The 22,563-nt window shown below is 64.4% G+C and carries 16 protein-coding genes; 2 read left to right on the forward strand and 14 right to left on the reverse strand.

What is annotated here, in order from left to right:
* Positions 1-177: 177 nt before the first annotated feature.
* The 11 genes from ACQ4WS_RS21450 to ACQ4WS_RS21500 form a co-directional block, all read right to left on the reverse strand.
* The gene (locus ACQ4WS_RS21450) at positions 178-654 is read right to left on the reverse strand and encodes a hypothetical protein (RefSeq protein ID WP_070281593.1); all 477 of its coding nucleotides are present in this window, start codon (positions 652-654) and stop codon (positions 178-180) included.
* A gap of 214 nt (positions 655-868) precedes the next feature.
* Positions 869-2,089, reverse strand: a complete 1,221-nt coding sequence (locus tag ACQ4WS_RS21455; protein WP_436479043.1) for an acetate/propionate family kinase — start codon at positions 2,087-2,089, stop codon at positions 869-871.
* Positions 2,086-3,501: a bifunctional enoyl-CoA hydratase/phosphate acetyltransferase gene (locus ACQ4WS_RS21460; RefSeq protein WP_436479044.1), complete on the reverse strand. Its 1,416-nt coding sequence runs from the start codon at positions 3,499-3,501 to the stop codon at positions 2,086-2,088. Before ACQ4WS_RS21460 ends, ACQ4WS_RS21455 begins: the two co-directional genes overlap by 4 nt.
* Before the next feature lie 9 nt (positions 3,502-3,510).
* Entirely contained in the window at positions 3,511-5,763 is a 2,253-nt protein-coding gene (locus ACQ4WS_RS21465; protein WP_436479045.1) for a DUF3141 domain-containing protein, read from the reverse strand.
* A 47-nt stretch (positions 5,764-5,810) separates the two neighbouring features.
* Positions 5,811-6,935 carry an ABC transporter permease gene (locus tag ACQ4WS_RS21470; RefSeq protein WP_436479046.1) on the reverse strand — a complete coding sequence of 375 codons (1,125 nt, stop codon included), beginning with the start codon at positions 6,933-6,935 and terminating at the stop codon, positions 5,811-5,813.
* A 4-nt stretch (positions 6,936-6,939) separates the two neighbouring features.
* Positions 6,940-9,690 (reverse strand): ribosome-associated ATPase/putative transporter RbbA, encoded by a 2,751-nt coding sequence (gene rbbA / locus ACQ4WS_RS21475; protein WP_436479047.1) that lies wholly within the window; start codon positions 9,688-9,690, stop codon positions 6,940-6,942.
* A 2-nt stretch (positions 9,691-9,692) separates the two neighbouring features.
* A complete protein-coding gene (locus ACQ4WS_RS21480; RefSeq protein WP_436479048.1) occupies positions 9,693-10,766 on the reverse strand; it encodes an HlyD family secretion protein in 1,074 nt (357 codons plus the stop codon).
* An 18-nt stretch (positions 10,767-10,784) separates the two neighbouring features.
* Positions 10,785-12,245: an efflux transporter outer membrane subunit gene (locus ACQ4WS_RS21485; protein ID WP_436479049.1), complete on the reverse strand. Its 1,461-nt coding sequence runs from the start codon at positions 12,243-12,245 to the stop codon at positions 10,785-10,787.
* Between the two features lie 10 nt (positions 12,246-12,255).
* Entirely contained in the window at positions 12,256-13,041 is a 786-nt protein-coding gene (gene fabI, locus ACQ4WS_RS21490; RefSeq protein WP_436479050.1) for an enoyl-ACP reductase FabI, read from the reverse strand.
* Positions 13,038-13,223, reverse strand: a complete 186-nt coding sequence (locus ACQ4WS_RS21495; RefSeq protein ID WP_436479051.1) for a hypothetical protein — start codon at positions 13,221-13,223, stop codon at positions 13,038-13,040. The genes fabI and ACQ4WS_RS21495 overlap by 4 nt, the downstream gene beginning before the upstream one ends.
* Before the next feature lie 429 nt (positions 13,224-13,652).
* Positions 13,653-15,095, reverse strand: a complete 1,443-nt coding sequence (locus ACQ4WS_RS21500) for an IgA Peptidase M64 (protein ID WP_436479052.1) — start codon at positions 15,093-15,095, stop codon at positions 13,653-13,655.
* 208 nt (positions 15,096-15,303) lie between these two features.
* Between ACQ4WS_RS21500 and ACQ4WS_RS21505 the strand changes: the two genes are divergently transcribed.
* Together ACQ4WS_RS21505 and ACQ4WS_RS21510 are read left to right on the forward strand one after the other, a co-directional pair.
* Positions 15,304-15,906 carry a TetR/AcrR family transcriptional regulator gene (locus tag ACQ4WS_RS21505; RefSeq protein ID WP_436479053.1) on the forward strand — a complete coding sequence of 201 codons (603 nt, stop codon included), beginning with the start codon at positions 15,304-15,306 and terminating at the stop codon, positions 15,904-15,906.
* Between the two features lie 8 nt (positions 15,907-15,914).
* A complete protein-coding gene (locus ACQ4WS_RS21510; RefSeq protein WP_436479054.1) occupies positions 15,915-17,111 on the forward strand; it encodes a DUF418 domain-containing protein in 1,197 nt (398 codons plus the stop codon).
* A gap of 8 nt (positions 17,112-17,119) precedes the next feature.
* Here ACQ4WS_RS21510 and ACQ4WS_RS21515 read toward each other — a convergent pair whose 3' ends face one another.
* From ACQ4WS_RS21515 to ACQ4WS_RS21525, 3 genes are all read right to left on the reverse strand, one after another.
* Positions 17,120-18,373 (reverse strand): cyanophycinase, encoded by a 1,254-nt coding sequence (locus ACQ4WS_RS21515; RefSeq protein WP_436479055.1) that lies wholly within the window; start codon positions 18,371-18,373, stop codon positions 17,120-17,122.
* Between the two features lie 162 nt (positions 18,374-18,535).
* Positions 18,536-21,331: a TonB-dependent receptor gene (locus ACQ4WS_RS21520; RefSeq protein WP_436479056.1), complete on the reverse strand. Its 2,796-nt coding sequence runs from the start codon at positions 21,329-21,331 to the stop codon at positions 18,536-18,538.
* 33 nt (positions 21,332-21,364) lie between these two features.
* The gene (locus ACQ4WS_RS21525) at positions 21,365-22,366 is read right to left on the reverse strand and encodes a MurR/RpiR family transcriptional regulator (protein ID WP_436479057.1); all 1,002 of its coding nucleotides are present in this window, start codon (positions 22,364-22,366) and stop codon (positions 21,365-21,367) included.
* Positions 22,367-22,563: the final 197 nt, after the last annotated feature.

A 22,563-nucleotide genomic window follows, 5' to 3' on the forward strand; every position in this document is an offset into this window, starting at 1 on the left:
GGCTTCCTCCAGATCCGCAGTCGCCCGCGGCACCCTTGCCGTTCAGCTAACTCTTCCCCTTGTCGGGCGAGTAGAGGACTTGCACCTCCCAGTGAGTGCGCCCTGCCGGGCGCACCGAAAAAAAAGACAGCCGAAGCTGTCTTTGGTGCTTGCAGGCCGTGGCCCGCAAACAGGGAATTACTTGGCGGCGGCGGCCTTGACTTCAGCGTCGGCCTTAGCCTTGGCTTCTTCCGTCTTGGTGGCGGCGATGGCTTTATCGGCGTTCGCTTCCACTTTTTCCTTGGCGACCTTGGCATCCGCTTTCACGGAGGTTTTGCCCGCTTTCGCATCGGCCTTGGCGGCAGCCTTGTCAGCCTTGGCTTGCGCCTTCATCTTGTCTTCCGGATCGGCATCGACTACTTTGTCGTGGGCCTTGGCCTTGGTTTTGTTCGCCTTGTGCTGGGCGTCGGCTTTCTTTTCGTCGGCCTTCATTTCAGCCTTGGCGACATTGGCGTCAGCCTTGGCATCGACTTTGGCTTCCTTGTTGGCAGCCTTGTTGATGTCATGCTGCGCAGACGCCTGAGCGCTGGCAACGGCTGGGGTAACTGGCGACGTTTGCGCGATGGCAGCGGTGGCAAACAGGGTAGCGATCAGGGCGGCGAGTAATTTGTTCATGATGAGACCTTTCAATATGGTTTAATTTTATTCTTACTAAAGGCGGGCAAAATGTTCAAAATTTGCCAGGCATCGCGCTGTTTCTTGATGTAGCGCAATGGCATGACTTCATAGTAAAGAGAACTGGCAAACCACACAGTGCGTTAGCGCACTCAACGGAAAATATGTGCAATTCGGCAAATTTCCCGTTGAGTACGATGGCGCTGTCAAATCCTCATGCACTCACGGCCAGGGCCGCGTGGCGGGCCGCCACCCACTCTTCATTGGCCGGCTCCACGCCCACCACGATGCGGCTGGCATCGCTGGAAATGCGGCTGGCGTTGCGCGCATTGGCCTCCGCATCGAGCACGGGGCCAATAAAACCCAGCTCGGCGCAGATGCGCTGGCGCAGTTCGGCGCTGTGCTCACCGATACCGGCCGTAAACACCAGCATGTCCAGTCCACCCAGCACGGCCGTCAGGGCGCCGATTTCGCGCACGATGCGGCGAATATACAAAGCCAGCGCGGCGCGGATGCGCTCGCCCGTGGCATCCTGCCGGTCCTGCTGCGCCAGCAAGACCGGCGGATCGGCCGACACGCCCGACACGCCCAGCAAGCCCGATTCGTGGTACAGCACATGCGCTACCTTTTCCAGTGACAGTTTTTCGATCTCCATCAGATAGATGACGGCGCCCGGATCGAGGGAACCGCAGCGCGTGCCCATCATCAGGCCATCGAGCGCGGAAAAGCCCATGGTGGTGGCCACGCTGTGCAAATTCTCCATGGCGCACAGGCTAGCGCCGCTACCCAGGTGGGCCACGATGACCTTGCCGCGCGCGACGGCACCATAACGCTGCTCCAGCACCAGCGACTGGTATTCATACGACAGGCCATGGAAGCCATAGCGGCGCAAACCCCGCTCCCACGCATCGTAAGGCAGGGCCAGCATCTGCTCGACCTGCGGCACCGTGTGGTGGAAGGCTGTGTCGAAGCACGCCACCTGGGCGATGTCGGGGCGCGATTCCAGCAGCACCTCGATCGCCTCCAGCGCGAACGGCTGGTGCAGGGGCGCCAGCGGCACAAAACTTTTCAGGTCGGCCAGCACCCTGGCATCGATGCGCACGGGGGCGAAATACTTGCTGCCACCATGCACCACGCGGTGCGCCACGGCGCGCAGCGGACGCCCGGCCAGCTGCGCCACGACTTGTGCGCGGATGGTTTCGAGGGCCGCGTGGTGCGGCTGCTCTGCATCGAGCTGCAAGGCGACTGCCGGCAGGCCGCCGGCACGGTAAGTGGCGTTTTCGCGGCCGATGCCTTCGACCTTGCCGCTCCATTGCGCCTGCTGCGGCAGCACGCCGTCCGCTTGCTCGAACAGGGCGAACTTGATGCTCGAAGAGCCGCAATTGAGCACCAGAATCAGGGCGCCATCGGCGGCATCTTGGATTGGTGCGTTCATGGCGGCGTGCTCCGGTAATGGTTGGCCAGCATCACGGCGATGGCGCACGAGGCAATGCGGCTGGCGCGCGAGTCGGCGCGGCTGGTGAGGATGACGGGAACCTTCGCGCCCAGCACGATGCCGGCGCTGTCCGCGTCGCCCATGTATTCGAGCTGCTTGGCCAGCATATTGCCGCTTTCCAGGTCGGGCACCAGCAAGATATCGGCGCGGCCCGCCACCTCGGAAACGATGCCCTTGACGGTGGCGGCGGCGATCGACACGGCGTTATCGAAGGCCAGCGGGCCATCGAGGATCGCCCCGGTGATTTGCCCACGGTCGGCCATCTTGCACAGGGCGGCCGCGTCCAGCGTGGCCGGCATGTCCGCATTCACCGTTTCCACGGCGGCCAGGATGGCCACGCGCGGCATGGCCACGCCGATCACGTGCGCCAGGTCGATGGCGTTGCGCACGATATCGGCCTTCATGGCCAGGTTCGGCGCGATATTGATGGCCGCGTCGGTGATGATGAAGGGGCGCGGATAGGCAGGCGTCTGCATCAGGAAGCAGTGGCTGATGCGGCGCTTGGTGCGCAGGCCGGCGCTGGCCGAGAGCACGGCCGACATCAGTTCATCCGTGTGCAGGCTGCCCTTCATCAGCGCCTCGACCTCGCCCTTGCCCGCCAGTTCTGCGCCGCGCGCGGCGGCCGCATGGCTATGCTCGACGTCTTCGATGGCGATGCCTTCCAGGCTCAGGCCCGCATCCAGCGCCACCGCTTCGAGACGCGCGCGCGGCGCCACCAGCACGGGCGTGATCAGGCCGGCCGCATGCGCGTCCAGCGCGCCCGCCAAGCTCAATTCATCACAAGGGTGGATCACGGCCACCCGGATCGGGCCCAGCGTGCGCGCGTGTTCCAGCAGGCGCCGCGTGCCGTCGCCGTTATGCAGGCGTACTTCGGGCAGGGTGGCGCGCTTGCGTTCGATCTGCTCGGCGGGCGCGATCACCTGCGCTTCGCCATCGAGCACCACGGCGCCATGCTGGTTGACGCAGCGGCAGGCCAGGGTCACGTGGCGGCTGCGCGGCTCGAGCGCCGTGACGGTGACGCTGATGGCCAGCGTATCGCCCACGCGCACGGGCTGCAGGAAGCGCAGGGTCTGGCCCGTGTAAACCGTGCCGGCGCCGGGCAGGCGGGTGCCCAGTACGGCGGAAATGAGGGCCGCGCCCCACATGCCGTGGGCGATGACGCCCTCGTAGCGGGTGGCGGCGGCAAATTCGGTATCGAGGTGCTGCGGGTTGTCATCGCCCGACATCACCGCGAACAGGGCGATATCGTCCATGCTCAGGGTGCGCGTGATGCTGGCGCTGTCGCCGATGGCGATCTGGTCGAAGGTGCGGTTACGTACGATATTCAAATCATCGTCTTGGGTAGTAGTCATCGTGGTCTTCTAGGCAGAGGTAATGTGTTTGACTGGTTTGGCTTTCGGCCCGGTATGGGATACGCGTACAACCGACGGCTGCGCCTTGACCGCGCGGTCGAAGACTTCCAGCATCTGCTGCAGGCTCGCTTCCTCGTCCGGCGTCGGCGCCTCAGGCACTTGCAGCACTTGCTGCAGCCATTCGGCCAGTGCGCCGATATCGTCCGGGGCAGCGCGCGACAGCAAGACCGGCAAGGCGGCGATGGCCGCATCGAAATCATGCAGCATCAAACGCGCCTGCTGGCGCACGATACCGCGGAATTCCTCCATATTAATATCCTGCCGGTACTGCGGCTTGATCAGTTTGAGGGCCAGGTTGACCCTACGCTCGTCTGCAATCATGCGGAAGCGGTAGATATAGAACAGCGCGCGCACGGCCGCTTCCACCAGGCCACCGCGCTGCATGTCCTCGTCCATCTTGCGCGTTTCGCAGCGCACGTACTCGCAATGCTCGGGCGAGATACCGGGATGGGGGCGCGGCGGCGTCGTATCGCCGATGGCTTGTCCCGTCAGCGCCTGCACCAGGGGCGAGCCGTACACCAGGTCGAAGGTGGTTTCCTGCAGCGTATCGCGCCAATCGCGCCAGCTGTTCAAGCCGGCCATGACGGCGCCGGAGATGGCCTCCTGCATGGCCAGCAACGGATTGTCGGGCGATACCGGCTGGCGCTGGGTGCGCACTTTTTCCGCCTCCTTGGCCACCAGCCTGGCCAGCGGATTGTGGTCCGTCCAGCGCTCGTACGACACGCGCAGCGGATGCGCGAGCTGCAGGAAGCGCGCCGACTGCGGCGTGACCAGGGCGCGCACCCACGGCTGCGCGAAGGTGCGGTACAAGGCCAGGTTCACTTCGGAGACGCGCGCGGCGGCGGCGAACTTGCGGTCGTTTTCCACGCTCGGCTGCACGATGGCGCGCACATCCTCGATGCCGCGGTGCTCGACCTGCAGCACATAGTCGCCGCTGGCCAGGTCGGCGTTCGGCGTATCGGGCGTCTTGTCGACGATCCGCGCTTCGTAGATGCCGGCTGGCAGCAGGTTGATAAGGTCGATATTGCTGGCGAATTTCTGATGTTCCTTGTGTCCCACCTTGGCCGACACGAAGATGCCCAGGTGGCCGATACTGTCATGCACGGCATACACGATGGTCTGGTCGTGCAGCAGAACATCGTTATCGTCGCGGTACAGGTCCGTGATCCAGCCCAGGGCCTGCGGCGGCGGCGTGATGTTGTCGCCATTCGAGCAAAACACGACGATGGGCGAACGGATATTGCGCAAGTCCAGGCGCACGCCGTCGGAGGTAATCAATTCCGCCGTGGCCAGGCGGTTGCCGATGAACAGATTGTCGACGATGTACTGCATCTCGACGTCGTTGAGGAAGACGTGGCCACCCCAGTATTTTTCAAATTCCAGGTAGCGTGGCGCTTCCGTATCGATGTGCGCGTACAGGTTGTACTGCTTGCTCCACAGGGTGTTGGCCGGGTTCAACTTCTCGAAATTCTGCACCAGGCTGGCGCCGTCGAAGCGGCCGTTGCCCAGGTCGCCCGCAAGCGCCGTGGCCCAGCTGCCGCCCATCAGGCCACCCGCATAGCGCATCGGATTGCGGCCATGCCAGCCGGCCCAGTACGACACGGGCGCGCCGGCCACGATGATGGGGCCGAACAGCTCCGGGCGCATGGCGGCCGTCATGAGGATTTGCCAACCCGCCTGGCAATTGCCGATGACGACGGGCTTGCCCTCGCTGAGCGGATGCAGGGCGATGACTTTTTCCAGGAAGACCGCCTCGGCATGCATCACGTCTTCCACTGTCTGTCCCGGCACGGGATCGGGCAGGAAGCCGATGAAGTAGCACGGATGGCCGGCGCGCAGGGCCACGCCGATCTCGCTCTCGGCCTTGAAGCCGCCGATGCCGGGACCATGGCCGGCGCGCGGATCGACGACGACGAAGGGGCGCTTCGATGGATCAGGTTCGGGCGCATCGGGCGTCAAGATGCGCGCCAGGCCGTAGTTGACGGGACGCGCCAGATCCAGGCCGGACAGCACCAGTTCGGCGGGGAAGTCCAGCACGTTCGGCACTTCCTCGGCCATGTGCTCCTGGTACTGGTTGCCGCGCCGGCGCATCACGTCCGCGTACAGCACGATGCGCTGCCACGAGTCGCGCGCATAGTCGCCCAGCACGCCCAGCGACGGCAAGCCGCCGGTGGAAAAAAATGGTGCAGCTTCGATCTTCATGGCTATCCTTTTCATGCAAAAAACGCCGGACCATTCCGGCGCGGGGGCTATGCCATCTGGCTGATGGTCTTGCGAAAGCGCGCCAGAGCGAAGGTAAACAGGGCCGTGCCGATGGCCAGCAGGGCCAGGAACGGTTTCCACACCACGTCGATGCCGGCCCCCCGGTACAGGATCGCCTGGCTCAATTCGACGAAATGCGTGGTCGGCGCGATCAGCATGATGTTCTGCACCAGCTCGGGCATGCTTTCGCGCGGCGTGCTGCCGCCCGAGAGCATCTGCAGCGGCAGCAGCACGAGGATCAGCAGCATGCCGAACTGCGGCATGCTGCGCGCCACGGTAGCGAGGAAAATGCCCATCGAGGTGGTGGCAAACAGGTGCAGGGCCGCGCCGCACAGGAACAGCGCGATCGAGCCTTCGATGGGCACGTGCAGCATGCCGCGCACCACCAGGTTCAACGACAGGGCGGCGGCCAGCAGCACCACCAGGCCCATCGACCAGACCTTGCCCAGCATGATCTCGGCCGGCGTCACGGGCATCACCAGCAAATGCTCGATGGTGCCGTGTTCGCGCTCGCGTATCAGGGCCGCGCCCGTGAGGATGATCGACAGCATCGTCACCTGGTTGATGAGCTCCATCAGCGAGCCAAACCAGGCCTGGCTCAGCGAAGGATTGAAGCGCGCGCGCATCACCAGCTCGACCGGCGAGACCGTCGCGCCGCGATAGCGCCTGGCGAATTCGGCCACTTCGCCGGCGACGATCTGCTGGATGTAGCCGCTGCCGCTGAAGGCCTGGCTCATGCGCGTGGCATCCACGTTCAGCTGCAATTCCGCCTGGCGCCCGCCCAGCACGTCGGCCTGCAGCTTGGGCGGTATCGTCAGCACGAAGGTGTACTGGCCCGCGTCCAGGCCCGCATCGACCTGGCTCTGGTTGATCATGGCCGGCGGCGTGAATTGCGGCGGAAAGAAGGCCGAGGCGATGCGCCCGGACAGCGGTGAGCCATCCTCGTCGACGATGGCGATCGACGCCATGTGCAGGGTTTCCGGCTTGGCCGTGGCGGCCACGTAGATGGCTAAAGTGAAGGTGTAGAGGATCAGGATCAGCATCATCGGGTCGCGGATCAGGCTCCAGATTTCCTTCACGCCCAGGCGGTAGATATTTTCAAGGTGGCGCATACACTTACGACTCCTGTTTTTTCAGCAGCGCCACCGTCACGCCGAGGATCACGGGAATGGCGACGAGCAGGGGCCAGAACGAGGCGTGCAGGTCGCCAAAGCCCAGCGCCTTGTTGAACACGCCCCGGCTGATATTGAGCATGTGCGTGGCCGGGTACATCAAGCCGATCGCCTTGCCCACGCCTTCCATCGAGGAGACGGGATTGAGCAGGCCGGAAAACTGGATGGCCGGGATCATGGTGCCTATCATGGTCACGAACAGGCCCGCGATCTGGCTGCGCGTAAACGTCGAGGCGAACAGGCCGATGCCGGTGGCGCAGATATTGAAGATGAGGGTTGCGCCGATCAGGGTCGGCAGACTGCCCTTGATCGGCACGCCGAAGGCGGTGACTGCCAGCAGCGCCATGAGGGCGAAGTTGAACATGGCCAGCACGACGTACGGCACTTGCTTGCCGAGCAAGAATTCCAGGCGCGTGACGGGCGTCACGTACAGGTTGATGATGGAGCCCAGTTCCTTTTCGCGCACCACGGACAGCGCCGCCAGCATGGCCGGCAGCATCAGCAACAACAGGGGAATCACGGCCGGCACCATGGCCGGCAAGCTTTTCACGTCGGGGTTGTAGCGGTAGCGCGTCTGGATGGCGACGGGATTATTCATCTTTATGCCATAGCGGTGCAAGGCCTGGTCGGCCAGCCACAGTTGATGCATGCCCTGCACGTAGCCTTGCACGGTTTCGGCGCGCATCGGCATGGCGCCGTCGATCCACGCGCCCACCTGCGCAGGCGCGCCGCGCTGCACGTCGCGCGCGAAGCCGGGCGGAATCTCGATGGCCAGCGACAGTTCTCCACTGCGCATGCGCTGGTCGATATCGGCATAGTCGCGCAGCGGCGGGTGCTCGACAAAGTAGCGCGAGCCGGCCAGGTTGTTCGTGTAATTCTGGCTCAGGGTCGTCTGGTCGTGATCGAGCACCGCGTAACTGAGGTCTTCGACGTCAAGGCTGATGCCGAAGCCGATGACGAACAACAGCAGCACGGAGCCCCCCAGCGCCAGCGTAAGGCGTACGGGATCGCGCCGCAATTCCAGGGTTTCGCGCCACATGTAGCTGAGCATGCGCCCAAGACTGAAGCGGCTGCGCTGCTTCAGCTTCTGCTCTGGCGCCTGCACTGCCGCTTCTGGCGTCGGCGCCGGCGTTTCCTGCCTTGTCTCCGCTGCCGTGCCGCCACCTGCCTCTTCCAGGTAGGCGATGAAGGCCGCTTCCAGCGATGGCGCGCCCTTCTTGCGTACCAGTTCTGCTGGCGCATCGCTGACCAGCACTTTACCGGCATGCATCAGCGAGATGCGGTCGCAGCGCTCGGCCTCGTTCATGAAGTGGGTGGAAATGAAAATGGTGACGCGGTCGCGCCGCGCCAGCTCGATCATCAGGCGCCAGAAATTGTCGCGCGCGATGGGGTCGACGCCGGACGTCGGCTCGTCGAGGATCAGCATTTCCGGCTTGTGCACCATGGCCACGGCCAGGGACAGGCGCTGGCGTATGCCCAGCGGCAGGCTGTCGGGCAAGTCGTCCATCACGGCGCGCAAGTCGAAGCGCTGCGCCATTTCGTCGATACGGGCGCCGATCTCGCTGTCGGGCACGTGGAACAGGCGCGCGTGCAGCACCAGATTCTGGCGCACCGTCAATTCGCTGTACAGGGAAAACGCCTGCGACATGTAGCCGACCCTGCGGCGCGTGTCGATATCGTTGGAATCGACTTCCTTGCCGAACAGCCAGGCCTTGCCTTCCGTGGCCGGCAGCAGGCCCGTGAGCATCTTCATGGTGGTCGACTTGCCGCAGCCGTTAGAGCCCAGGAAGCCGAAGATCTCGCCGCGGCCGATGCGGAAATTCACATGGTCGACGGCCGTGAAATCACCGAAGCGCATGGTCAGGTCTTGTGCCTCGATGGCGACGTCCTGCGCGCTGGCAGCGTCCAGCGGCGTGATCATCACAGGCTGGTGACCCGCGCGCTTGGCTTCGGGCAGCAGCTTGATGAAGGCCGCTTCCAGGTTACTGCTATCCGTGCGCGCCAGCAGTTCGGCCGGCGTGCCCGTATCGAGCACCTTGCCGTCATCCATGGCGACCAGCCAATCGAAGCGCTGCGCTTCGTCCATGTAGGCGGTGGCCACCATCACGCTCATTTGCGGACGCTGCACGCGGATGCCGGCGATCAGCTCCCAGAACTGGGCGCGCGCCAGCGGATCGACGCCGGTCGTCGGCTCATCGAGAATGAGCAGGTCGGGATCGTGGATCAGCGCGCAGCACAGGCCCAGCTTCTGCTTCATGCCGCCCGACAGCTTGCCCGCCGGGCGCGCCAGGAAGGGGTGCAGACCCGTGCTGCGGGTCAGCTGGTCGATGCGGCGCCGGCGTTCGGCCGCGTCGTGGCCGAACAGGCGCGCGAAAAACTGCAGGTTTTCCTCGACCGACAGGGTCGGATACAGATTCTTACCCAGGCCTTGCGGCATGTAGGCGATACGGGGGCAGACGTCGTCGCGGTGGCGCGCATCGCGCATGTCGCCGCCCAGCGCCATGACGCTGCCTTCCTGTACCGCGCGCGCGCCGGCCACCAGCGACAGCAAGCTCGATTTGCCCACGCCATCGGGCCCGATCAGGCCCACCATGCGGCCGGCCGGCACGTCGAGGTCGATGGCGGCTAGCGCCACCGTCTTGCCGTAATGCTGGCTGACGCCCCGGATGCTGACGACGAAATTGTTCGCATCCATGGTCACTGCGGGACCTTCGCCATCAGTTCAGCGGGCCATGCCTGCTTTGCATCGAGACGCACCCAGGCGACGCCGGGCAAGCCCACTTTCACCAGCGCCAGGTGCTTTTGCAGCAGCTCGCGGCTGATCTGCGCTTTCACGCGAAACATCAGCTTCTGACGCTCACTGGCCGTTTCCACCGTCTTCGGCGTGAACTGCGCGCTGGCGGCGACAAACGAGATCGTTGCCGGAATCACGTAGTTGGGCGCCGCGTCGAGGATGATGCGCACTTCGCCGCCCATCGCCACCTTGCCGGCCGCCGTCTCGGGCAGGAAAAAGGTCATGTAGACGTCCGACAGATCGACCAGGTTGAGCACCTTGCCGCCGCCCGCCAGCACTTCGCCCTGCTGCGCCACCAGGTATTGCACGCGGCCATCGCGCGGCGCCGTCAACTGGCCATCGGCCAGGTCGGCGTCGATGCGCGCCGTGGTCGCCTCAGCGGCGACGACGGCGGAACGCGAGCCGACCACCTGCGCCTTGGCCGCGTCGATGGCCGCCTGCGCCGCCGTCACCTGCGCCTTGGCCGCATTCAGGGCGGCGGCCACGCTGCGGGCACGGGCGCGGTCGTCGTCGAGTTCCTGCACCGAGGAAGCGCCCTCTTTCGACAGGGTTTCCGAGCGGGCCAGGCGGCGTTTGGCCGCATCGAGTTCGCTTTCGCGCTGCGCCACCATGGCCAGTGCGGCCGCCTTGTCGCTCTCGCGCACGGCCACCTGCGCCTGCGCGCCGACCACGGCGTCGGACGCCTGCTGCTGGCGCGCGCGCGCCTCGTCGCGCTGGGCCGTCAGGGAATCGACCTGCATGCTGGCCAGCGGCTGGCCTGCCTTGACGAAGTCGCCCTCGCGCACGAGGATCTCCTTGACCCTTCCCGCCAGTTTGGTGGCGACATCGATCTCCGTCGCTTCGATGCGGCCATTGCCGCTGACAAAACCTTCGCCAGGTCCCGTGGGACGCATTTTTTGCCAGGCCACATAGCCCAGCACGAGAACGGCCACGACCAGCGCCGCGGGGATGAGTTTTTTCTTCAGTTGAGCATTCATGGTATCGGGGCGATCAAATTAGTGGGTGGAAGCGGCGGCGGAGCTGGCGGAGGTGTTGGCGAGTACGCCGCCGCCCAGCGCCGCATACAGGCTGACCTGGCTCGATAGCAGCGCGCGGCGCGTCTGCACCAGTTGCTGCTCCACCGTCAGCAGGTCGCGCTGCGCATCGAGCACTTCCAGGTAGGGCGCGGCGCCATTGTCGTAGCGCAGCTTGGCCAGGCGTGCCCGTTCGCTCTGCGCGGCCAGGGTCGTCTTGCCGATGTCGACCTGCAGCGCCAGCCAGCGCCGGTTCGACAGCGCGTCGGCCACTTCGCGAAACGCGCCCTGCACGCTCTTTTCATAGTTGGCCACGGCCACGTCGCGGCGTACCTCGGCCAGGTCCATATTGGCGCGCAGGCGGCCTGCGTCAAAGATAGGCAGCACCAGGCGCGGCGCGAGATTCCAGGCGCCGCTGCCCGTGTCGAACAGGCCGCTCAATTCCGCGCTGGCCGTGCCGTAGGCGGCCGTCAGCGAAATGGTCGGGAAGAAGGCGGCGCGCGCGGCGCCGATATTGGCTTGCGCGGCGCGCAACTGATGTTCGGCCGCGATCAAGTCGGGACGCTGCGTGAGCAAAGCCGAAGGCAGGCCCGCATGCAGCGGCTGCAGCACGCTGGCGTCGTCGAAGCGGCGCACCTCACCAGCCACCGGCGTCAGGTCGACGGGGCCGCCCACCAGTTGGGCCAGCGCGTGCGCCTGCACGGCGCGCGCCTGTTCCAGCTGGGCCGACAGCGACAAGGCCTGGCTGAGCAATGTTTCCACCTGCGTCAGGTCCAGCTTGGAAATCGAACCCACCTCGAAGCGGCGCGTGAAGATACGCAGCGATTCGGCGCGGCTGTCGACCGTGGCGCGCGCCAGCGCCACCCGTTCATCGAGTTCGCGCAAGCCCAGGTAGCCATTGGCCACCTGTGCCACCAGGGCCACGCCGACGGCGCGGCGCGCCTCGTCGCTGGCCAGCAGGGTTTGCAGGGCGCTATCCTTCAGGCTGCGCACGCGGCCCCAGAAATCGAGTTCCCAGGCGCTCACGTTCAAGCCCGCCTGGTACTGCGCGCTCGTCATGGGGCGGCCCGTCACGCTCAGGTCACCGGGCACGCGCGCGCGGCTGCCGGAGGCGCCCAGCGCAATGGTGGGAAATTGTTCGGCACGCTGGATGCCATACGCGGCGCGCGCCTCTTCCACGCGCAGGGCGGCGATGCGGATATCGCGGTTGCTGGCCAGCGCCTGCGCAATCAGCGCCTGCAGGTGCGGGTCGGCAAAGTAGACTTGCCAGGCGACGTCGGGGGCGTGTGCACCGGCCGGATCGGTTTCCGGATACTGCGCCGCCACGGGCAACGGCGGTGGCGCATACGGCGGCGCCATCGAGGCGCAGCCGGCCAGCAGCAGGCCGGCGGCCAGCGCCGCTATTCGGGCGCAGGAGGGCAAAACGGAAACAGCCATGATCATCTTCTTCCAGTCAATTCAGAATGTTGTAGCCGCCATCGACATACAAGGTGCCGCCCGTGATGGCGCGCGCGCCGTCGCCGGCGAGAAAGGCGCACAGCGCGCCCACGTCCTCGATGGTGGCCAGGCGCCGCATGGGCGAACGTTCGATGGCGTCGGCCATCAGGCTGTCGAAATGGGCAATGCCGGAAGCGGCCCGCGTCTCCAGGGGCCCCGGCGAGATGGCATTGACGCGGATGCCTTGCGGGCCCAGTTCGGCCGCCAGGTAGCGCACCGACGCTTCCAGCGCCGCCTTCACGGGGCCCATCAGGCCATAGTCGGCGATGACTTCCTCCGCGCCCAGGTAGCTCATGGTCATCAGGCTGCCACCATCCGGCATCAGCGGTTCGGCCAGCTTCGCCATGCGCATGAAGGAGTGGCAAGAGATATCCATCGCCTGCGCGAAGCCGCCGGCCGAACTGTCCGTCACGCGGCCATGCAAGTCCTGCTTCGGTGCGTAGGCGATGGAATGGACGAGGAAGTCGAGCCGCCCCCATTGCCGTTCGATCTGCGCGAACAGCGCTTCGAGCTGGCCCGGCACGGCCACGTCGAGCGGCGCCATGATGGCTGCCGGCAGTTGCTGCGCCAGCGGCTCCACGTGTGGACGGGCCTTGTCATTGAGCCAGGTCATGGCCAGTTCGGCACCGGCCGCGCGCAGTGCGCTGGCACAGCCCCAGGCGATACTTTGCGTGTTGGCGATGCCCACCACCAGGCCCCGCTTGCCCTGCAAAGGCAAGTGCTGGCGCAAATCGGCCGTCATGCCTGGACCGGACGCAGGGCGGGCCACGGCGTGGCCGCCTGCACGCATCGCGCCGCGCCGGCCTGCATGGCGGCGGCGCACATGGCCAGGGTGACGCCGCCGGCGCGCGCATACGGCAAGGCGATGGGAGTGTGCGGGTGTAAGGTACTGCACGCGTCAGGCGCGGGGGGCTGCATCTTCATGTATCGGCTTCCGTCACTGAAATTCGGGGCACGCACCAGTGCATTTTCGGGGAACTGGTACGGGGCGAAAATTACTCTACAGCATTTAGATACGTGATTCGCGATGAGTCCGGTCCGCATGCATAACGCTTTTGAGCTAGGTCAACTATACCTGCGATTGCGGCAATGCAGCATTGATGTAAATCAAATTCTACCTCAATATTATCTAAATGAAATATTTTTCAGGCAAGCGTGCGGACGTGCCTATTTAATAACATCGCTGGGCTGGCGGGAAGAAAAGGGAGTGCGCCAGCGATAATTGGCATTGCCTTAAAAGCAAGTTATGCTAGGCAGGGGCGACAGAAAAACGGTGGGGAGAGGCAGAAAGGGGGCCATGCTATTGCATTGCAGCATGGCCCACCATGCATGACAGGACAGAGATGAACGGTCTTATTTTGCCGGCGCCGCGGCAGGACGCGAATACAGGTCGATGATGGTGCTGATGCCATCCTGGCAAACGGAGCAGAACGTCTCGCTGCGGTCGAACATGATGCATTGCATCTCCGGCCGGTAGTAGCCGGACGACTCATAGTTGGCGCCCTCGAAGGCGCCCACCGCATGGCGCTGCGGCGCCTTCGAGAACAGTTGCTGCGTGTACGCCAGGTCGGCCTTGAACAAGTCACTCATCTCGCTTTCCGGGCGGTTTTGCGCACGCAGGGCCGCACGCTGCTTCTGGTACTCGCGCGCGTGGCTGTCATACGCTTCCTTCGGCCATGGCGTCGGCAGCGGCGTACCCGCCTTGACGTGGTTCTTCCATTTCAGTTTGGCCGGATCGCGCAGCGCCGTGGCGTTCGGCTCCCACGGCTCCTGGCGTTCACCGTTGGATTGATAGGCCACGGGCGAGGTGTAGTACTCGTCGGCCAAGCCGGCGAAATGGTGGCCGAATTCATGCACGAACAGGTAATTGGCCCAGTCGTTGTTCGCCGCCGCCGTGCTGAACTGGCCGAAGATGCCGCCGCCGCCGTAGGTATCGTTGTTGACGAGGATTTCGATGAATTCATACGGCGCATATTGCGCCAGGTCGCGCAGGGCGCGGTTGTCCGTCGTCAGCACATAGCGCTCGCTGCCGAAGATGTCGTAGCGGGTGCCCAGCGGCGAGGCGTGATGCACGCCCGTCGAGGGACGCGACACGCCCGACTCCTGGGTCGGCGCAGCCATGGCCCACACGTTGAAGTCATTGGCCCGTTCGCGAAATGGCGAGACGGTAAACAGGTGCTCGGCCAACTTGCGCGCCGTCGCTTCGAACTTGCCCATTTCGGCGGCCGTATAGCCATCGCCCATGATCAGCAGGTCAACCTTCCCTGACGAGGGACCACTGATGCGGATCGGGATAGGCTTGACGGGCGCCGGCGGCTGCTTGCGGATCACGTCCTGCGCGGCCGGGTCGATATCGGTACTCCACGCAATGGAAAACAGGCCGCGCTCGTCGCGCTTGAGGATGCGCACGCGCACGGGGTGCTCGGGCTGAGGGAAGCGCACGGACTCCTGGAAGGCGCGCGTGGTGGTTTTCGCTTCATCGGTGCTGGCCCACTCGCCGAAGATGGTGGAAAAGCCGCGCGAGTACAGCACCTTGCCCGACTTGATATCGACCACTTCCAGCAGGTTGTTGCCACGGTTGCTATCGTCGATGGGGCGCGCCAGGTTGCCCGGCCATGGCAAGGGCTCGACCAGCACGCGCTCGACCGCATAATGCTCGCCCAGCGCATTGCCGCTGTGCTGATAATCGAGGCGCATGGTGGCCGGCAGCGGCGCGTACGCCGCCTGCGCGGCAGGGACGATGCCGGCGGCCAGCGCCAGCGCGCAGAGGAAGGATCGAATCGAAGTCTGCTGCATGTCATTCCTAAAACGGTAGAAAAACAGGTGAAGGGAACGGTTTTCCAAACAATCGGCGGACCTGGCGGCAGGCCCGGGAAAAACCGCTGCGGCACATTGTAGCGACAGGAAGCAAGCATGCAAAGCACCCGCTTTCAGCCGGCACGCTTGACCCTGCAAGCAGCCTGATTTATATTAGACTGACTAATCAATTAATTAATAGGAATGTATGCGCACGATCGACCCCGACAAACACGCAGCCCGCCGCGACACCATACTCGCCGCGGCGCGCAGCTGCTTTGCGCGCAAGGGCTTTCACCAGACCAGCACCGCCGCCATCTGCGCGCAGGCGGGCATGAGTCCCGGCAACCTGTTTCATTATTTCCCCAACAAGCAAGCCATCATCGCCGCCATCGTCGACCAGGAAGGCGGCGAGACGGCCGCCTATTTCGCCGGCGCGCAAGGCAGCGCCGATGCGTATGGCGCCCTGCTCGATTTCATGGGCCTGGTGCTGGCGCTGGCGGCCGACGGGGATTTTGCGGCACTGGCGCTGGAAATTTCCGCAGAGGCGATGCGCGACACGGATATCGCGGCCAGGGTGGCGCGCAATGACGCCAGCCTGCGCGGCGGCATCCAAGCCTTGCTGAAAGAGGCGGCCGAACAGGGTAAGATCGACGCCGCGCTGGACGCCGCGCAAACGGCCAGCTGGATCGCCGCGCTGATCGACGGCATCTTCAACCGGGTCGCCGTCGATCCCCATTACGCGCCGCTGGCGCAGCGGGCCAGCCTGCACCTGTTATTGGCGCGCTTCCTGCGCCCTGCCCTGTCATGAGCGGCGCCATGAGCGGCTCACCAAGCACGCCATCGACGCGCATCGCCGACGTCGACGCCCTGCGCGGCTGCGCCCTGTTCGGCATTTTGGTCGTCAATATCGGCGCCTTCGCCACGCCCTGGTTTGGCCTGGGCTTGACCGATCCGGCCTTTCACGGCGGCGTGGACCGCGCCACGCACTTCCTCGTCGCCCTGCTGTTCGAGACCAAGTTCTACCTGCTGTTTTCCTTCCTGTTCGGCTACAGCTTCACCTTGCAGATGCAGGCGGCGGCACGCGCCGACGCGCCGTTCGTGCCGCGCATGCTGCGCCGGCAAGCGGGCCTGTGGCTGATCGGCGCCCTGCATGCCGTGTTTCTGTTCCATGGCGACATACTCACCACCTACGCCGTGCTGGGCATCGTGCTGCTGGCGCTGCACCGCTGCGGCGAACGCCAGGCACTATCCCTGGCCTTGATTCTCGTCACCGTCTGCGTGGCATTCTGGGCAGGCATGGCCTGGCTGCAAAGCCTGCAGCCGGCGGGCGACGCTGCGGACAACGCCGTGGCGATGGCGCAAAAGGCGGCAAGCGCGCTGGCCGCCTATCGCGCCACGCCAGCGGCCGTCGTCAATCAGCATCTGCGCGAACTGAGTGAAATCTGGATCGTCCTGCTGCTGGTGCAGGCGCCCTGCGCGCTGGCCATGTTCCTGTGCGGCCTGGCCGCCGGCAAGCGCGAAATGCTGCTGCACGCAAGCGCTTATCTGCCGCTGCGGCGCCGCCTGCTGTGGGCCGGCGCGCTGGTGGGGCTGCCCGGCGCCGCCATCTATGCGTGGACGTCCGTGTATGGGGACAGCCAGGCATGGCAGGTGGCGGGACTGGCCGTGGGCCTGGCAAGCGCGCCGCTGCTGGCGGGCGCTTATGTGGCATTGGCGTTGGCCCTGTTCGAGCGCCTGTGCGACGGCACGCTGTTTTCCCTGCTGGCCGACACGGGCCGCATGGCCTTGTCGAACTACCTGCTGCAGTCGGCCATCTGCGCCTGGCTGTTCCTCGCGTATGGCGCGCGCTTGATGGGCAGCGTCTCGCCGCTCGGTGCCCTGGCGCTGGCGCTCATCCTCTTTTGCATGCAGCTGCCACTGAGCCGCTGGTGGTTGCGCGGCCACGCGTATGGCCCTGTCGAATGGCTGCTCAGGGCACTGACGATCGCCGCGTGGCCGCGCTGGCGGCGGTAGCGCGGCGCTTACTTGTAGCGGTACAGGGGCTGGCGCAGCTGGATGGGGCGGATGTCGAGCCGCAGCTTCAGCACCGAATACGCTTCCGCCTCGGTCGAGCTGTAGCCGACGCTGTTGACCGTTTTGCTGAAGCGGAACTCGAAGCCCAGGTCCGGATACGGATCGCGCGGGTTGCCGAAGGCGATGCCGATGGCTTCCTGCTGCGCGTTGTCGATCAGGTTGCCCATCAGGTCGAGCACCGCGTTATTGCCGAGAATATCGTTGGTAAACACGGGCTCGCGCATGTCGGGCTGGTTCGGATCGAGCTTGTTGTCGGCCTTGTCCGGCGACGGCGTAAACACGCGCGTGACGAGGTTGAATTTGTCGCCCCGATCCAGGTAGCTGATGGCAGCGTTGCTGATATTGAAATTTTTCACGCCGCGGTCGCTGATGGCGCCCGACAGGTCGATCAGCAGGGCGCCGCTATAGCCAATGACTTCCACGTCGCGCATGGCGTCGACCACCATGGCGCTGTTTTCATCGATGCCCAGTCCCAGGTGATAGCCTTTTTTCAGCATCACGGGAATCATGCGCGCAAAGCGCCCGCGCACCAGCAGATGCTGATCCACAAAAACGTCGCTGCCGATGAAGCCCAGGCCCGGCGCGATCTCGCGCCCGTCCGTCACGCCCATCTTGAGCATGTCGAGCACGGGCTTGGCGTCGTAAAACATGGTGGTGCTCATGATGGCCGCGCCGGCGCTGGAACCGGCGATCACGCCGCCATTGCGGTAGACCGACCAGATGGCTTCCAGCGCGGCCGTGCGGCTGCCGTCCGGGCGCAGCAAGGCTTGCGTGATGCGTCCCTGGTCGCCGCCGGCAAAATAAATGCCGCTGGCCGACTTGATCTGCGTGACGATGGCCGGGTCTTCGGCTGCCTTGCGGTAATCGCGATTGGCCAGTTTGACGGCCAGCGGCACGAAAAAGGCGTCGGCGCCATATTGATTCAGCTTCCTGATGATGCTTTCACCCGATTTTTCCGGGTTCATGGCGGCCGAGGCCAGCACGGCGATGCGCGCGCCTGGCCCGCCCGACAACTTGACGATGCGCTGCCAGACTTCGGCATTGTCGGCCCGCAGGCCACCGCCGATGATGACGAGGGTACCCTGCGGCGCGCTGCCGATGGCGCTGGCGCCAGGCGCCGCCACGGCATGGAAGCTGCACAATGCCAGCGCGAACAGCAGCGCGGCGCGGAAGGTGTGATACAGGCTTGCGGATGATTTCATGGTGCCTCTCGAATACAAGGAAAGTGGCGCACACTTGTTGCTACAGGCGCGCGCCCTTGCTGCCAAAACTGCTGCTTGCAACCCAACTACATCGAACAACGATACTACTTGCTGCATATGACAGCGTTGTTGCGCTATCTCCACGCTTCTATGTAAAACTGCTTACTTGAAGCTGTAATTGGCGCTGGCATAGAAGCGCCGGCCGCGCGGATCCGTGTAGGTCGGGTCATAGCCGGAAAGAAAAAAGTACGCCTGGTTCGAGAATGGCGGGCTGGTATTGAACAGGTTCTGTATGCCCGCGCGCAGCTTGAACTGCTTGCTGACGGCGTACGCGCCCGACATGTCCCACAGCGTATACGCCTTCACCCGGTTCGGTTTGACGACGCTGCCATCGTCGATGTTGATGGCCGAATTCTGGTCATCGTAGCCGCTCGAATAGGTATTCGACAGGCTGGCCGAATACGGCCCATTGTCCCAGTCGAGGGTGATCGTATGGCGCCAGCGCTGCACCACGCCGTCCGTGACGAATTTATTCAAGTTGCTGATAAAGACGTCGCCGGGGCTGGTCTGGATTTTCGAATCGAGCACATAGGTGCCGCTCAAATGGCCGCCAAAACGTCCCCACGCCGTTTGCACGCCATGCAGATCGGCCGTGATGTCGATGCCCGCAGCCTTTTGCGCGCCGCGGTTTTCCTTGCGCAGCTCGATGTAGTCGATCAAGCCGTCTTCGTCGCGGTGTACCAGGTCGCCATATTTGGCCAGGTTGCCCAGGATGATGTCGTCGCCGATTTCGCTGATCAGGTCCGTGCGCTTGATGTTCCAGTAGTCGGCACTGAAGGTCCAGTGCTGGCTCGGTTCGAGCACCAGGCCGGCCGTGAACTGGCGGCTGCGTTCCGGTGTCAGCTTGTCGTTGCTGTAGCGGCGCGTATCCCAGTTGTCGGCGCAGACGGAATAGTCATTGTTCTCGCTCGCGCAATACACGGGATCGGGCAAGGTCGCCGTGCTGCTGTAGGCAGTGGGCCGGTGCAGGTCGGACATCGACGGCGCGCGGAAGCCCTTGCCGGCCGACGCGCGTAGCAGCACCTGCTTGCTGGGCATATAGGTCAGCCCGAGCTTCGGACTGAGCGCGCCGCCCACCTGCTGGTAGTGGTCATAGCGGCCGGACAACTGCGCCTGCCACTGCTTGGTAAATGGCAGCAGCAGTTCGCTGTAGATGGCCTGCACATTGCGGCTGTCGCTGGTGGCCACGCCGCCCTCGGGGGCAGCATCGTTGTTGATGTTATCGCTCATCAGCAATGCCGATGGCCGGAACTCCGTGCGTTCACGGCGCACTTCGCCGCCCACGGCCAGCGCCATGTCGCCGCCACCGAGCGCCATCAGCGCGCGCGATGCCTTGAAGTCCAGCGCATCCATGGTGCCGCGCGCATGCCGTACTTCGTCATTGACCTGGATGCTGTCGAGCAGCGCCTTGCCCTTCGCACTCGATGGGCCAAACGGATTGATGTCGCCGGAGGCGATGCCTTCCAACAGCTTGTCGTACAGGACATAACCATGCGTGTCGCGGTCCCTCACGACGTTGACGCTGTGATTGAAGCCCATGTCGTAATCCCAGCCGGCGAGCGTGCCGCTGGCGCCCACCACGAAGCGCTGGCTCTCGCTGGTCAACTGGCTGGTGCGCATGCCCGCCTCGTTCAGGCGCATGCGCAGCTCCAGTTCGCGCGCAGTCGGATTGCCGTCTTCGTCGACGATGCTATCGAGGCCGGTATTGGCCAGCTGCGGCACCTTGCTGTAATCGAGATAGCCGATCACCCGCGCCGACGAGCCCACGTAATAGCTGCGCGAACGGCTCAGCGCCACTTCCGCGTACAGCTGGTGGTCGTTATTCAGTTTCAGTACGCCGCGCGTGAGCAAGTTCTGCTTGTCCGTCTTCGGATACAGCTCCGTGTCGCCCATGTAATCGTAGGTACAGGCATCGACGCCGCCCGTTCCCGCCGGCAGATACAGGTTGGCCGGCGGCGCACAGTTCGGGATCGACGGATTGATCTGGCGGTTGGTAATTGGCTGGCCATTGAGCAGGAAGCCATTCTCCTGCAAATAGTCGCGCTGCTCCCCCGACAGGCGGATATTCGCCGGGCTGGTAAAACTCGACAGCAAGTGCCCCAGGCGCTGCGGAACCTGCAGCTTCGGAATGAATTTTCGTTGAGAGGAACTCAAGCGGTCGGTTTTTTGCAGGTCGACCACGGCGAAGATATTGTAGCCATCCATCCCCAGGTCACCCGTGCCGGCCGTGATGCTGGCCGTGCGCTTGCCCGCGCCGCCTTCCTGCGTGCCGCTGCCGTAGACGTTCAGCTCCACGCCCTGGTAATCCTTGCGCGTAATAAAATTGATGACGCCACCGATGGCGTCCGTGCCGTACAGGGCCGAAGCACCGTCGAGCAGTACTTCCACGCGCTGCAGGGCGGCGGCGGGAATGTTATTCAAGTCCACGCCCGCATCGTCGCCGGGCGAGGCAAAGTTCGCCATGCGCCGGCCATTCAGCAGCACCAGGGTCGACGACGTACCCACACCGCGCAGGTTGGCGCTGTTGAAGCCGCGCTGGTCGCCGCCGATATTGATGCTGGCGCCATCGGTCAGGCCGCCCACGTTGGCCGACACGCGCGCCATCAGCTCGGCCGCCGTCGTCACGCCCGCCTTTTCGATCTCGGCGCGCGTGATGATCTGCACCGGCAGCGCCGTCTCCGATTCCAGCCGCTTGATGGCTGATCCCGTGATCTCCACACGCTGCATTTTTTTCGGTGCAGGCTCGCCATCTTGCTCCTGCTCCTGCGCATGCGCGCCGCTGGCCAGCATGCCCAGCGCCGCCGACACACCCAAGGCCCCCAGTGCCAGGCGCATAGCATGCGCCAGCGCCGACTCGCGTGGCCGTACGCAACTGCCGTCTTGTTTTTCTGCTTGCATGCAAACTCTCCCCGATGGTGTTAACCCTGATTTTTATAGTGACTGCGGCACTGCCTTGCGTTGCTTTGCAGCTGTTTTCCGCGGCCCCTGCACGCCATGCTCGCCGCCGTACAGGTAGGCGGCGATGACTTCGCTCAGGCGGGCCGCTTTTTCAACGTTCTTCTTGTTCGACACCATCAGCGCCACGGCCAGCGCCTCGATCATGGCCAGCGCCGTGCTGGCGCTGCTGGGCAGGACAGGATGCGTGCTTTGCGCATACAGCGCGTGATCGGCCAGTTCGGCCAGGGGGGACGCGGGGGAGTCGGTGAGCGCCACGATGCAGGCGCCGCGATCGCGCGCAAAGCCGGCCAGGCCGATGCAATCGAGCGTGTAGCGGGGGAACGAGATCACCACCAGGACATCGTGCGCCGTCAGGTTGACCAGATGGCCGGCCGCCACTTCCGAACCGCCGATGCCCACCACTTCCACCACATGCGGACAAAACGGCTGCAGATGCTGCACCAGCATGCCGGCCAGGTTGGCCGACAGGCCAAAACCCATCACATACACCACCCTGGCGCGCGTCAGGCGGCGCACCACGGCCTGCATGGCGAGCGGCGACAGGGCATCGGACGTGGCGGCGATGTTCGCGGCCGCATATTCCAGGCTTTCCGTGATGGGCGACGTGGTGCGCGCGCGCCGCTCTATCGTGCGGCGCAATTTGTCGACTGGCTGCAACAGCGATTGCAGGGTTTCGGCCATGGCGCCGCGCATGGCCGAATAATTCTTTTGGCCGATGTCGCGCGCGAAGCGGCTGATGGTGGCCGTCGATACCTGGCAGCTGTCGGCCAGTTCCTTGATGCCCAGCGCCGTCACCCGCATCTGGTTACGCAGCAGATAATCGGCGATCTGCCGCTGCGACGCCGAGCCGCCTGCCAGCACGTGCATCAGCGCCTGCCCCAGCGGCGATTGCGCGAACGCGGCATCGGGCGCCGACAGCGTGCTAACCCGTGGCGTGTGGGGACTGCTGCGTGCAGGACTGGCGGATGATTTCATATCACTGGCGGCCTGTGTTCTTGTGCATGGCGGATGGCGGATAAAAAGGCGGATACGGGTCGCTGGAACTTACTCTACTCATATCAAAAAGAAAACTCAACAAATATTTGTAAAAGGATTTTCATTGATTTACTTCGTGAAAATATTGCTACATAATCGACCGGAATCCATCAACCGCGCCCCGTTTTGGGGCGAAT

The organism is Janthinobacterium leeuwenhoeki (assembly GCF_051380795.1).
Lineage (GTDB): Bacteria > Pseudomonadota > Gammaproteobacteria > Burkholderiales > Burkholderiaceae_D > Janthinobacterium.